This is a genomic window from Planctomycetota bacterium (assembly GCA_035384565.1).
In the GTDB taxonomy this organism is placed as follows: Bacteria; Planctomycetota; PUPC01; order DSUN01; family DSUN01; genus DAOOIT01.
Map to the genome: position 1 here is coordinate 1 of DAOOIT010000009.1, position 13,581 is coordinate 13,581.

At 70.9% G+C, this 13,581-nt stretch carries 9 protein-coding genes; 6 read left to right on the forward strand and 3 right to left on the reverse strand.

The genetic code is table 11. The features are described from left to right. Positions 1 to 67 precede the first annotated feature (67 nt). The 3 genes from PLE19_04985 to PLE19_04995 all read right to left on the reverse strand — a co-directional run bounded on the left by PLE19_04985 (position 68) and on the right by PLE19_04995 (position 3,232). Entirely contained in the window at positions 68 to 1,480 is a 1,413-nt protein-coding gene (locus PLE19_04985) for a hypothetical protein (protein ID HPD14279.1), read from the reverse strand. A 116-nt stretch (positions 1,481 to 1,596) separates the two neighbouring features. Next, positions 1,597 to 2,352 (reverse strand): GGDEF domain-containing protein, encoded by a 756-nt coding sequence (locus tag PLE19_04990; protein HPD14280.1) that lies wholly within the window; start codon positions 2,350 to 2,352, stop codon positions 1,597 to 1,599. 13 nt (positions 2,353 to 2,365) lie between these two features. Then, entirely contained in the window at positions 2,366 to 3,232 is an 867-nt protein-coding gene (locus tag PLE19_04995) for a prephenate dehydrogenase (GenBank protein HPD14281.1), read from the reverse strand. A gap of 224 nt (positions 3,233 to 3,456) precedes the next feature. Between PLE19_04995 and PLE19_05000 the strand changes: the two genes are divergently transcribed. The 6 genes from PLE19_05000 to PLE19_05025 all read left to right on the forward strand — a co-directional run bounded on the left by PLE19_05000 (position 3,457) and on the right by PLE19_05025 (position 13,581). Then, positions 3,457 to 4,311: a serine/threonine-protein kinase gene (locus PLE19_05000; GenBank protein HPD14282.1), complete on the forward strand. Its 855-nt coding sequence runs from the start codon at positions 3,457 to 3,459 to the stop codon at positions 4,309 to 4,311. Between the two features lie 14 nt (positions 4,312 to 4,325). After that, complete coding sequence (locus PLE19_05005) at positions 4,326 to 5,300, forward strand: acetyl-CoA carboxylase carboxyltransferase subunit alpha (GenBank protein ID HPD14283.1); 975 nt, start codon at positions 4,326 to 4,328, stop codon at positions 5,298 to 5,300. A 53-nt stretch (positions 5,301 to 5,353) separates the two neighbouring features. Then, positions 5,354 to 5,839: a 2-C-methyl-D-erythritol 2,4-cyclodiphosphate synthase gene (gene ispF, locus PLE19_05010; GenBank protein ID HPD14284.1), complete on the forward strand. Its 486-nt coding sequence runs from the start codon at positions 5,354 to 5,356 to the stop codon at positions 5,837 to 5,839. Beyond that, on the forward strand, positions 5,836 to 7,245 hold the full coding sequence (cysS, locus tag PLE19_05015) for a cysteine--tRNA ligase (protein ID HPD14285.1): 1,410 nt from the start codon (positions 5,836 to 5,838) through the stop codon (positions 7,243 to 7,245). Before ispF ends, cysS begins: the two co-directional genes overlap by 4 nt. 114 nt (positions 7,246 to 7,359) lie before the next feature. Next, positions 7,360 to 7,854, forward strand: a complete 495-nt coding sequence (locus PLE19_05020; protein ID HPD14286.1) for a hypothetical protein — start codon at positions 7,360 to 7,362, stop codon at positions 7,852 to 7,854. Positions 7,855 to 8,697: 843 nt separating this feature from the next. Next, positions 8,698 to 13,581 (forward strand): PAS domain S-box protein, encoded by a 4,884-nt coding sequence (locus PLE19_05025; protein HPD14287.1) that lies wholly within the window; start codon positions 8,698 to 8,700, stop codon positions 13,579 to 13,581.

Here is a 13,581-nt window from a genome sequence, read left to right on the forward strand (position 1 = left end):
TCGCCGCGCCTCGCATCCAGCCCGCTGACGCCGGCAACGCAGCCCACGGGGATTCCTGGACAGGCTCCTAGTCCCTGAACAGCCGCGGGTACAGGCGCGCGGCGATGAGGAGGAAGAACGCCGTGCGCGCGATCACCGTGCTGTGCAACAGGAGCTGGTCGGCCAGGAGCATGCCCGGCCGGCCGTGGAGATAGACGGCCCACACCGGCATCTGGAGAAACGTCACGACGGTGAGGAGCAGCGCCCAGAGCCCCCCCTCACCCGGCGGGAAGGCGATGAGCACCAGGGGGATCAGGTAGAGGATGAACTGCGGGCTCCAGCCCTTCGAGTAGAAGCACAGCAGCACCATCGTGAAGACGGCCAGATAGAGGCGGCGCCGCGGCGGCAGGGCCGACGGCAGCCGGGCGAAGACGGCGAGGTAGAAGAGCGCCAGCACGGCGCCCACGCCCGTGTAGAGCCACAGGGCGGCCGGCCCGGTGCGCGGCTGGCTGTCCAGGAAGCCCAGCTTCGTGGCGAAGTGCCCCGCGACGTTGTAGAAGATGGCCGACCGCACGGCGGGCGGGCCGAAGACCTCGGGCGGCACGGCCGCCAGCACGTCCTGCGCATACGGCGCCACGGCGAACCCGGCGGCCTCGGAGAAGAACTCGGGACGCTGATCCCGCGGGCTGGGACCGAGGTAAGCAAACTCATAGCGGTGGTCGAGCAGCGCCCACACGGTCTCCCACGGCGGGCGGCGGGCGGTGACCTCGAGCGAGAGGCGGAGCCACGGCTTGCCCCCCACAAGGAAGGGCGCGGCCAGCCCCGCCACGCCTGCGGCGAAGGCGGCCAGGATCACGAGCCGCCAGCGCCACCGGGCCTCGCACTTCAGCACCGCCGGCAGCACGCCCACGGGGAACAGCTTAGCCATGGCTCCCCCCGCCAGCACCACCGCGGCCCAGAAGGGCTGGCTGTAGACGGCCAGGAACAGGCCCGCCAGCATCAGGAAGACGGAGAACGTCTCCACGTAGCTCAGCGACACGAAGGCGGTGGAGAAGAGGGCCACGTAGACCCAGCAGGCTTGGAGGGCCGGCTTCGGGCCGCGGAGCATCCGGGCCAGCACATAGACGAAGTGCAGCACGCCGAGCTCCCACACCAGCGAGGCCACCTGCACGGTGCGGGTCAGGCAGGCCGCCTCGAAGGCCACGCTGCCGCGGCCGCACACGGCCACGGCCGCCCAGCGCAGGGCCACCATCAGGTAGGCCTGCACGGGCAGGTATTCGGACCAGTAGTGCAGGAAGGGGTAGATGCCGTGGTTCTGGAGCCAGGTGAAGGGGAAGAGGAAGGTCGCCACGTCGTTGTGCAGGGGCGTGAACCACCAGATGGCCATGAGGCGGGCCGAGAGGAAGACGCCGACGAGGAGGAGCAGTTCGCGGCGCGTCTCGCGCGGCAGCGGCACCTCGGCCTCTTCGGTGGTGTAGTGCTGCTTCGGTGTGGGGCTCATGAGGGTTCCGCGTTTCGGGTTCCCCGCCCTGCGTCGCACGTAGGGTTCGCAGGGCAGGCTTCGGCTCGCCTCTTCGGCCCGGGCGGCGGCCCGAGGGCCGCCCTGCGAGCCGTGGGTCACAGGCACACGCGGTCGCCGCCGGCCTTCTTGGCGCGGTACATGGCCGCGTCGGCCGCGCGCACGAGCTCTTCCCGCCTCGCCGCGTGCGCGGGGAAGCTGGCCACTCCCATCGAGAAGCCGACGAAGTCCATGCGCTCGCCGCCGGGAGCCGTGAGGTCGAGCGCGCGGAGGCGGGTGCGCAGCCGCTCGGCCGCGATGAGGGCGCCCGAGGAGTCGGTCTGCGGCAGCACGGCCAGGAACTCGTCGCCGCCGAGGCGGCCGATGAAGTCCTCGGCCCGCATGCTGGCGCGCAGGGTCTGGCTCACGCGCCGCAGCACGGTGTTGCCCGCCTCGTGGCCGTAGGTGTCGTTGACGAGCTTGAAGCCGTCGCAGTCCAGGTAGATGACCGACACGGGGTAGCCGTGCCGCGTGGCGCGCTGAAGTTCCTCGCCCAGGCGCTGCTCGAGATAGCGGTAGTTGTGCAGGCCGGTCAACTCGTCGGCGAACGTCATCTGCTCGATCTTCTCGCGCGTGTCGCGGCGCATGCGGCGCAGGCATTGGAGCTGGCCCACGCACAGCACCAGGCAGGCCGCTGCGAAGGAGAGGAGGCTGGCCAGCTCCGCGGGGCGCACGGGGTCGGGGATCGCCCACAGCCGCACGCCCATGTAGGCGAGGAGCGCCACGGTGAGAAGGAGCATGAGGATGAACACCCCCCGCAGGTTGGCGTGGAGCGCGTGCAGTTCCTGAAGGCGGAAGGCGAACTTCCTGCTCATGGGCGCTCCCCCGCTAGGGGTGCAGATGGCTGTCGCGCACGGCCTTGGCGCTCTGGAGCCAGGCGCGAAGGTCGGCATGGGCGCCGTCGTCCAGGATGCGCCGAAGCGTGTGCAACTGCGCCTCCAGGGCGCCCAGGGCGTCCAGGAGCCGGTCGCGGTTTTGCAGGCACAGGTCGGCCCACATCAGGGGGTCGCCGGAGGCCACGCGCGTCGTATCGCGGAATCCGGACCCCGCGCAGGCCAGCGCCTCGGGCGTGAGCGCGTTGACGAGTGCGGCCGCCACCAGGTGCGGCAGGTGGCTGGCCATCGCCAGCAGGCGGTCGTGCTTGGCGGGGTCGAGCACCCGCACGCGCGCGCCCACGGCTTGCCAGAGCTCCTCCACCGCCGCCAGCGCCCGCGGCTCAGTGTGCGGCGTGGGCGTGACGAAGCACACGGCGCCCTCGAAGAGCCCGGCCTGCGCCTCCTCCACCCCCTGCCTCTCGGAGCCCGCCATCGGGTGGGACCCGACGTAGCGGAAGCCCTGGGCGCTCAAGGCATCGAGCTCCCGCGCCAGCAGGGCCTTCGTGCTCCCCACGTCGGTGAGCAGCGTGCCGCGCGCCACGGACCGGGCCGCCTCGCGCGCCAGCTCCACCATCGCTCCCACGGGCGTCGCCAGCACCACGAGCTCCGCGTCCCGCACGCCGGCCGCCACGCTCAGCGTGCCCTCATCTATGGCGCCCAGCGCCACGGCCCGGTCCAGCTTGGCCTGGCGGCGGCCCACCCCTACGACGCGGCGGGCCAACTGCCGCCGGCGCAACGCCAGCCCTAGCGACCCGCCGATCAGCCCCACCCCGATGATCGTCACCGTGCGGAACGGCAGCACGCTAGCGCTGGGACCCATCATACGCACCACGCCTCTGTTTGAGGGTCGAGGGACTGCGGCCGATGGGCTGAAGTGTAGCAGATGACCGTGGGGGTGTCAACCGCCCGTCGCCGGCTCCTTGATCGGCTTGAGGCGTTCTGGTATGATCGCTCAACCTGCGGAGGGCACGCAGGCGCGACCACACGCGGCGTCGTACCGCAGGCCCGCGGCCAGCCCCTCACCTCAGCCGGCAGGTGACCGCCATGGCGCTGCTCCACCTGAGTGCCGACCTGTACCGGGTCGAGGCGGTGATCTGGACGGGGGAGACGGCGGAAATCTGCCGGGCCATGGCCCCCGACGGAAGCATCGTGGCCATCAAACGCCTGCGGGCCGACAAGCTGCGCGAGTGGTCGGCGGTGGGCTCGCTGCGCCGCGAGGCCAACATGGGCAGCCGCTTCGAGCACCCGAACGTCATCCAGATTCTCGACTTCGCTCCCGGCCCGCCCTATCCGATCATCGTGATGGAGTACTTCCCCAGCCGCAACCTGAAGGTCCGCGTGCTCGACCGCAAGGGCGATCCGCTCCTCGGCGCGCGCTGCCACGACGTCCTGCTCCAGATGGCCTCGGCGCTGGCCCACGTGCACGAGCGCGGCATCATCCATATGGACATCAAGCCCGAGAACTTCCTGGCCACCGACGACGGGGTCGTGAAGCTCACCGACTTCGCTCTGGCGACGCCGGCCCCCAAGTCGTGGCACCGCTTCCTGCCACGCCTCCGGCGCATCGCCGGCACGCGCCCGTACATTGCGCCCGAGACCATCCTGCGCAAGCGCCCCGATTTCCGCACCGACATCTACTCGTTCGGCGCCACCCTCTTCGAGGTCCTCGCCCGCCGCCCGCCGTTCATCTCGACGAACCGCGACGAGCTGCTCAACATGCACCTGCGCGAACCGGCCCCCTGGCCCTGGACGTTCAACAAGAACCTCACGCGCGAGATCAACGACCTCATCGTGGCCATGCTCCAGAAGAGTCCCGACCGCCGGCCATCGAGCATGTTCGAGGTCCTCACGCGCCTCAAGCGCCTCAACGTCTACGAGAAGCCCCCCGAGGAAACCTAGCCGAGGCAAGCCCCATGAGCACCCCCACCAACCTCGACTTCGAGCGCCCCATCCTCGACCTGGAGAAGAAGGTCCAGGAACTCATCCAGTTCCAGGAAGCCAAGGGGGTGGACCTCAGCGAGACCATTGAGCAGCTCCGCGCCGAGCAGCGCCGCCTGGCCCGCGACATCTACGCCAACCTCACCCCCTGGCAGGAGGTGCAGGTGGCGCGCCACCGCGACCGGCCGTCCACCATGGACTTCATCAGCCTGATCTGCACCCAATTCATCGAGTTGCATGGCGACCGGCTCTTCCGCGACGACAAGGCGGTGGTCACCGGCTTCGCCCGCCTCGACGGCCGCCGCGTGCTGGTCATCGGCCACCGCAAGGGCAAGAACACCCGCGAGAGCATCGCCTGCAACTGGGGCCTCGCGCACCCCGAGGGCTACCGCAAGGCCATGCTCAAGGCGCGCCTCGCCGAGCGCCTGGGCATCTCCATCCTCATGTTCATAGACACGGCCGGCGCCTTCCCCGGCGTGGGCGCCGAGGAGCGCGGCGTCGCCCAGTCCATCGCCGAGAACATCGCCGACCTCTCGACCCTGCGCGTGCCCATCATCTGCGTCGTGCTCGGCGAGGGGGCCAGCGGCGGCGCCCTCGGCATCGGCGTCGGCGACCGCATCCTGATGCTCCAGCACGCCTACTTCTCCGTCATCACGCCCGAGGGCTGCGCCGCCATCCTCTTCCGCTCCAGCGAGAAGAAGGAGGAGGCCGCCCAGGCGCTCCACCTGACCTCCAGGGACATGCTCCAGTTCGGCATCGCAGACGAGGTGGTGCCCGAGGCCGACCTCGCGGCCCATTACCAGCCGCGCGAGGCCGCCGCCTGCCTCAAGCAGGCCCTCGTCCGCCACCTCGACGAGTTGGCCGTCATCCCCATCGAGGAACTCCTGGAGAAACGTTACGCCAAGTTCCGCCGCCTCGGCCAGTTCGCCGGCAGCGAGGCCCAGACCTGACGCCCCCTGCCCCGCGCGGCCCGGCGGCGCAAAGCCTGAATCGGAACCTGCCCATGCGAGTCGGCCTCGGCTACGACATCCACCGCCTCGTGCCCGGCAGGCCCCTGCGCCTGGGCGGCGTGGAGATTCCCTCGCCCGTGGGCCTGCTCGGCCACTCCGACGGCGACGCCCTCCTCCACGCCGTCTGCGACGCACTCCTCGGCGCCGCCGCGCTCGGCGACCTCGGCGACCACTTCCCCGACACCGACCCCGCATTCCTGGGCGCCGACAGCGCCCACCTGCTCCGCCAGGCCCTGGCCAAGGTGCGGGCCGCAGGCTACCAGCCCGCGAACCTCGACGCCACCGTCGTCGCCCAGCAGCCGCGGCTCGGCCCCCACAAGGCCGCCATCCGCCAGCGCCTCGCCGACCTGCTCGCCCTCGACCCCTCGCTCGTCAGCCTCAAGGCCAAGAGCAACAACGGCCTCGACGCCGTCGGCCAGGGCCTCGCCATCGCCGCCCACGCCGTCGTCCTCATCGAGAACCTGCCGGAGGCCCCATGAGCATCGCCTACACCAACTCGCTCACCCGCCGCAAAGAGCCCTTCACGCCCATCGAGCCCGGCACCGTGCGCCTCTACAGTTGCGGCCCCACCGTCCACGACTACGCCCACATCGGCAACTTCCGAGCCTTCGTGTTCGTGGACGTTCTCAAGCGCCACCTCCAGCTCCGCGGCTTCACGGTCAAGCACGTGATGAACATCACCGACGTCGGCCACATGACCACCGACGCCGACGAGGGCGAGGACAAGATCGGCAAGAGCGCCCGCGAGCGCGGCCTCACCGCCTGGGAGGTCGTCCGCATGTTCACCCAGGCCTTCTTCGAGGACGCCCGCACCCTGCGCCTGCGGCCCGCCGACGTCTACCCCAAGGCCACCGAACACGTGCCCGACATGATCCGCATGGTCGAGCGCATCCTGGCCAACGGCTTCGCCTACGTCTCCAACGGCTCCGTCTACTTCGACCTCGCCCGGTTCCCCGCCTACGGCCGGCTCTCGGGCAACACCCTCGCCCACCTCATGGAGGGCGCCCGCGTCGAGGTCAACCCCGAAAAGCGCAACCCCCACGACTTCGCCCTCTGGAAGGCCGCCCCCACCAGCGTCATGCGCTGGGAAAGCCCCTGGAGCATCGGCGTCCCGGGCTGGCACGCCGAGTGCACCGCCATGGCCATGCGATACCTCGGCGAACAGCTCGACATCCACACAGGCGGCGAGGACAACGTCTTCCCCCACCACGAGTGCGAGATCGCCCAGGCCGAGGCCGCCACGGGCAAGACCCCCTACGTCCGCCACTGGATGCACAACCGCCACCTGCTCGTGGACGGCACCAAGATGTCGAAGTCCCTCGGCAACTTCTACACCCTCCGCGACCTCTTGGCCCAGGGCCACTCCCCCCTCGCCATCCGCTACCTGCTCCTGAGCAGCCAATACCGCATGCCCCTCAACTTCACCGCCGAGGGCCTCGACGCCGCCGCCACCGCCGTCCGCCGCATCAACGACTTCGTCGCCCGCCTCGCCGAGGCCCCCGACGCCCCCGGCGGCCCCGACGTCGCCCCCCTGTGCGAAAAGGCCAAGGCCGACTTCGCCGCCGCCCTCGACGACGACCTCAACACCTCCGGCGCCCTCGCCGTCGTCCACGACTTCATGCGCGAGGCCAACCGCCTCGCCCTCACCCACGCCCCCGCGGCCCTCGTGCGGGACGCCGTGGCCTACTTCGACACCGTGCTCGACGTCCTCGACACCCGCAAAGAGACCCTCGACGAAGAAGTCGAGCGTCTCATCGCCGAGCGCCAGGCCGCCCGCAAGGCCAGGGACTTCTCGCGCGCCGACGCCATCCGCAACGACCTCGCCGCCCGCGGCATCGTGCTCGAGGACACCCCCCAGGGCGTCCGCTGGCGCCGCCTGAAATAGCGCCCGCCGCCCAGGCCGAGGCCCTCTTCGACTTTGGACTTTGGACTTTGGACTTTGGACTTTCGACTTTCGACTTTCGACTCTTGACTTTCGACTTCCCCTAGGACTTCCCCCATGCGCCCCACCGCCCTCCTCCTCGCCCTCGCGTGCGTATCGGCCAGTCTCCCGGCCGCCGAGCCCGCGGCCCCGCCGCCCACGGCGCGCACCGCCCAGCCCCTCACGCGTCCGCCCCGCACCCACCGCCTCATCGTGCGCCCCTGGATGCTCCCCCCCTACCTCCTCCTCGGCCTGCCGCGCGACCTCCTCGACGCCCCCTCCAAGGGCCTCAGCTCCATCCCCGTCTTCAACCGCATCTTCATGATCCCCCTCATGTTCCTCAACACCCTCACCACCACGCTCTCCTGGTCGTTCACCGAGGACCAGATCGAGGGCGGCTACGCCGCCTGGATTGACAGCCTCAACATGCCGCGCAAGAGGAATGTCGCCCCGCACAAGCCCATGCCGTGGTATCTGCGCTACGGCCCCAACTGGCGCACCTTCGGCACCGTCTACTGGAAGCCGATCGCGCCGCCTGGCAAGCCCCCCGCCGTCCCCAAGCCCGCGCCCTGACCCGGCCGCCATGCCGTATCACCTCCTCCTCCCCCCGCGCGATGATACAACATGGCGCTTTGCCGATTCATGGCCTTCTGCGGCCGCTGTCGCCATGCTGTATCACTTTCTCCCCCTCCCAGGTGATACAGCATGCCGCGCATGTTGCCAGAACGCCACATGGGGCGCCAAGGCCGGCCCCGGGCCGCCTCGCCTCCTTACCCCGAACAGGAACTGTCCACCGGCCGCTCCGCGGCCGCACTCAAGGACGCCGAGCCCTCGCGAGGAAACGACAGGGCGGAATAGAGAGCCTCTACCTCGCCCCTTCAGGGCGCGGACCCGTGAATCCCACTCAGGCCAGAGCATTGCCCCGATCCTTGCCCACATCTTCCGGGGCCTGGGGCTTAGCCCCCGAAGGGGCGCGTTTGAGCCGTAGCCCAGGGCGACCGAAGGGAGCCCTGGGAAAAAGCCCCCCAGCGTAGAGCCCCCGACGTGGGGCGATTCTCTTCTCGCCCCTACGCTCCGCGTGGGGGCGTCTGGGCGGACGCTCCGGCGTCCAATCCTCTGGGAAGAGGAAGGGGCCGCGGAGCGGCCAGGAGGCCCGTCCTCACGCAGAGCGTAGGAACGAGTGGCCCGCGTTCGCGGGCTGCAAGGCCCTGACATGTGAGCGAAGACCAGGGCGTTGCGTTGCCCTGGGCTATCCCATGCGAGCCCCTCAGGCTCCAGAGAGAACCACCGTGCCGACAATTCCGACCCGCACCCCTCTCGCCGCGGGCGGCTTGCGCAGGCGGAGGGCCCCTTGTATAATGCGCCCCCGCAGGCATGGGTTTCCTCCGCGCAGCGCCGGGCAGGAGGTTCTCGGGCATGGCCGCACCGCCCTCCGGGCATGAGGCGAAAGGTCGGCGTTCGCCCTCGCCGCCGGGTCCATCCGACGAGATGATCAACCGCTTCGGCCCCGACTTCACCTGCCTCTACGTCAACGAGGCCTGCGCCCGCATCTACCAGACGACCCCGCAGGAGATGATCGGCCGGAACTGGCTGCCGTTCGTCCCCGGGGACCAGCGCGAGCAGGTGCGCGCGCTCATCGAGGGCCTCACGCCCGAGCACCCCATGGTCAGCATCGAGCACCCGGTGGTGCTGCACACCGGCGAGGTGCGTTGGCAGCACTGGGTCAACTGCGCGCTCTTCGACGCCCAGGGCCGCGTGCTCGAGTACCAGGCCGTCGGACGCGACATCACCGAGCAGCGCCAGGCCGAGGAGCGCCTGCGCCTGGCCATGGCCGCCGCCGACGCCGGCGCCTGGACCTGGGACGCGCGCACCGGCCAGTCGTCGTGGGACGACCGCTACCACGCCATGTACGGCTTCGCCCCCGGCCAGCCCCGCACGTACGACACCTGGGTCGCCAGCCTCCACCCCGACGACCGCCCCCGCGTCCTCGCCCGCCTCGACGAGATGCTGCGAACGCCCGGCGACGACGACTGGGACATGCAGTTCCGCGCCCTCCGCCCCGACGGCCAGGTGGTCTGGATGCACGGCCTGGGCCGAGCCGAGCGCGACGCCAGGGGCCAGGTCGTGCGCCTGGCCGGCATCAACCTCGACATCACCGAGCGCCAGCGCGCCGAGGAGGCGCTGCACGAGAGCCGCGAACGGCTGCGCGTCCAACTCCAGCACATGCCCATCGCCTGCATCCTGCACGACGCCGAGGGCCGCTTCGTGGACTGGAATCCCGCGGCCGAGCGCATCTTCGGCTACACCGCCGCCGAGGCCCTCGGCCACACCTGCGACCTCATCGTGCCGCCCGCAGCCCGCGGCCACGTGCACGACGTCCTGCGGCGCACCCTCGCCGGCGAAGCCCTCCCGCCCAGCTCGAACGAGAATCTGACCAAGGACGGCCGCACCATCCGCTGCCGCTGGATCAACACGCCCATCGCCGATGCGCAGGGCCGCATCACCGGCCTCCTCTCCATGGCCGAGGACATCACGGAACGAGTCCAGGCGCGCCAGGCCCTCCTCCAGACCCGCGAGGACATGGACCGCGCGCAGGCCGTGTCCCACACGGGGAGCTGGCGCCTCGACCTCACGACGAACCTTCTCCAGTGGTCCAAGGAAACCTGGCGCATCTTCGCCCTGCCCGAGGGCACGCCGCTCAGCTACGAGGCGTTCCTGAACGCCGTGCACCCCGACGACCTGGCCCGGGTCCGGGAGCGCTGGTCCGCCGCCCTGCGCGGCGAGGCCAACGACGTCGAGTTCCGCATCCTCGCCGCCGGCGCCGTCAAGTGGGTGCGCGCGCGATCCTCGCTCGAGCTGGGGCCCGATGGGACGCCGCGCGCCGCCTTCGGCACCGTGCAGGACATCACGGACCGCAAGCAGGCCGATGAGGCGCTGCGGCGCAGCGAACAACGCTACCGGGCCCTGGCCGAGACGGCGCACGACTTGATCTACATCATCGGGCGCGACGACCGGGTCGAATACGTCAACAGCTTCGCCGCCGCCCACCTGCGCCGCTCGCCCCAGGAGGTCGTGGGCCAGCCCCGCGCCGCGCTCTTCCCGCCCGAGGCCGCCGCCAGGCAGGCGCGCAACCTCCAGCACGTGCTCGCCACCGGCGAACCCACCCAGGCCGAGGACAGGGTGCCCTTCCCGGGGGGCGACCTCTGGCTCCACACGTCGCTCACCCCCTTGCGCAACGAGGCCGGCGAGATCGTCTCCGTGCTCGGCATCTCGCGCGACATCACCGGGCGCAAGCGCATCGAGGAGGCCCTCCAGGCCAGCGAGCGCAAGTTCCGCGACCTCGCCGAGGGCATGCCCGACGGCGCCTCGCTCGTCGTGGACGGCAAGTTCGTGTGGGTAAACCCCGCCTACTGCCGGATGTTCGGCTACCGCGAGGAGGAACTGCTCGGCCAGAGCATCGAGAAGACCATCGCGCCCGAGATGCGGCAGGCCATGATGCAGCGCCTCGCCTACCGCCTGGAAGGCAAGAGCGTGCCCACCCAATACGAGGCCGTTGGACTGCGCAAGGACGGCACCCGCTTCGACCTCGAGAACAGCGTGAAGGTGGTGGACGTCGGGGGCCGCCCCGGCGTCCAGAGCGTGATGCGCGACATCACCGAGCGCAAGCGCGCCGAACGCGCCCTGGCCCAGAGCGAGAAGAAGTACCGCGACCTGATCGAGACCACCGGCACCGGCTTCGTGATCGTGGACCCGCAGGGCCGCGTGCTCGACGCCAATGCCCGCTACGTGAGCCTGACCGGGCACGAACGCCGCCAGGAGATCCTCGGCCGCTGCGTGACCGAGTGGACCGCGCCCGACGAGGTCGAGTTGAACCGCGCGGCCGTGCGGCGCTGCTTCGAGCAGGGCTCGATCCGGGGCTTCGTGGTCCACTATGTGGACCGCTCGGGCAAGCGCACCCCGATCGAGATCCACGCCACCGTGGTGCCGGGCCCCGACGGCCCGCAGATCCTCACCCTCTGCCACGACATCACCGAGCGCAAGCGCATCGAAGACGCCCTGCGCGCGAGCGAGGAACGCTACCGCGCCGTCACCGAGCACGCACTCGACTGCATCTTCTGCAAGGACACCGAGCGCCGCTACACCTTCTGCAACCCGGCCGTGCTGCGCCTGCTCGGCCGCACGGCCGACGAGGTGCTGGGAAAGACCGCGGAAGACGTGCTGCCGCCCGAGGGCGCGCAGCTCATCCGCGAGCCCGACGAGGCCACCCTGCGCGGCGAGACGATCAACCGCATCGGCACGCTCCGGCTGGGCAGCGACGAGCGCGTCTTCCACACCGTGCAGGTGCCGCTGCGCGACGCGCAGGGCCGCGTGGTGGGCCTCACCGGCATCTCGCGCGACATCACCGAGCGCCGGCGGGCCGAAGAGGCCCTCCGCGCCAGCGAGGAACGCTACCGCGCCATCACCGAGAACGCCGCCGACGCCATCTTCTGCAAGGACACCGAGCGCCGCTACACCTTCGTCAACCCCGTCGGCCTCCGCATCATCGGCCGGCGCGCCGAGGAGGTCCTCGGCAAGACCCCGGAGGAACTGTTCGACCCCGGCGATGCCGCCACCATTCGCGACGTGGACGATGCCTGCCTCCGGGGCGAAATCGTGAACGCCGTGCGCACGCTCCACCGCGGCGACCGGGAGTTCGTGCTGCACACCGTGCAGGCGCCCCTGCGCGACCAGGCGGGCCAGGTCGTGGGCATCACCGGCATCGTGCGCGACCTCACCGGCCAGCGCCGCCTGGCCGACGACCTGCGGGCCTCCGAGGCCGCCTACCACACGATCTTCGACGCCGTGACCGACGCCATCCTGCTGCTGGACCCCGAGACGGGCACCATCCTCGAGATGAACGCCGCGGCGCGTTCCTACGCGCGGCGCCTCGGCCGGCCCCCCTCCGCTCCCCTCGCGCTCGCGCTCCTGGCCTCGCACGAGGAGCCGTTCACCGAAAAGGAGGCCCTGCGGCGCGTGCACGCCGCGGCGAGGGGGCGCCCGCAGAGCTACGAATGGATGCTCCGCGACCCGCACGGCCACCCCACCTGGTTCCTCGTGAACCTCACGGCGGCCAACATCCGAGGCACCCGGTGCGTCCTCGCCGTCGCACGCGAGACCACCGAACTGCGGCGCGCGCAGGACGAGCGCCTGCGCATCCAGAAGCTCGAATCCCTCGGCCTCCTCGCGGGCGGCATCGCGCACGACTTCAACAACCTGCTCATGGGCATCCTGGCCAGCATCGCCCTCGCCCGGCTCGACCACGGCACGAGTCCCGAGGCGGCCCGCACCCTCGACGATGCCGAGAAGGCCGTGCGGCGGGCGACCGGCCTGACCCACCAGCTCCTCACCTTCTCGCGCGGCGGCGCCCCCGTGCGGCGCGCCATCGCCCTGGGCGAGCTGGTCCGTGAGACCGCCGAATTCGCCCTCACAGGCTCCAACGTCCGCGCCCACTTCGCGATCGCCCCCGACCTGTGGCCGGCGGAGGTGGACGCGGCGCAGATCGGGCAGGTCATTCAGAACCTCGTCATCAACGCCAACGAAGCCATGCCGGATGGCGGCGTGGTGCGAATCACCGTGGCCAACCTCCTGCTGGGGGCAGAGTCGGGCATCCCCCTGCCTCCCGGCCGGTATGTCAAGGTGGCGGTTCGCGACACCGGCGTGGGCATCGCGCCCGAGAATCTCCAGCGCATCTTCGACCCCTACTTCACCACCAAGGGGGCCGGCAGCGGCCTGGGCCTCGCCGTGGCCTACTCGGTGCTCCGCAGCCACGGCGGACACATCCGCGTCGAGTCGCAGCTCGGCGCGGGCAGCACGTTCGAGGTCTTCCTCCCCGCGGCCACGGCGGCGGCCGAGCCGGCCGCGCCCTCCGCGGCCGCGGCCAGGCGCCAGGGCCGGCTCCTGGTGATGGACGACGATCAGGTCATCCGCCGCTGCCTCGAACAGCTCCTCGAGCGGGTCGGCTACACCGTCGCGTGCGCGTCCGATGGCGCCGAGGCCGTGAAGATGTTCCGCGAGGCGCTCGAGCGCGGCCAGCCGTTCGACGCCGTGGTGCTCGACCTCACCGTGGTGGCCGGCATGGGCGGCGAAGCCTGCCTGGAGCGGCTGCGCGAGCTGGACCCCGACGTGCGCGCCATCGTGGCCAGCGGCTTCCACACCGACCCGGTGATGGCCGAGTTCCGCGAGCGCGGCTTCCGGGCCGTGGTGGCCAAGCCCTTCTCGCTCGAGGAACTCCTGCGCGCCCTGGACGAGGCCCGCGCCTGA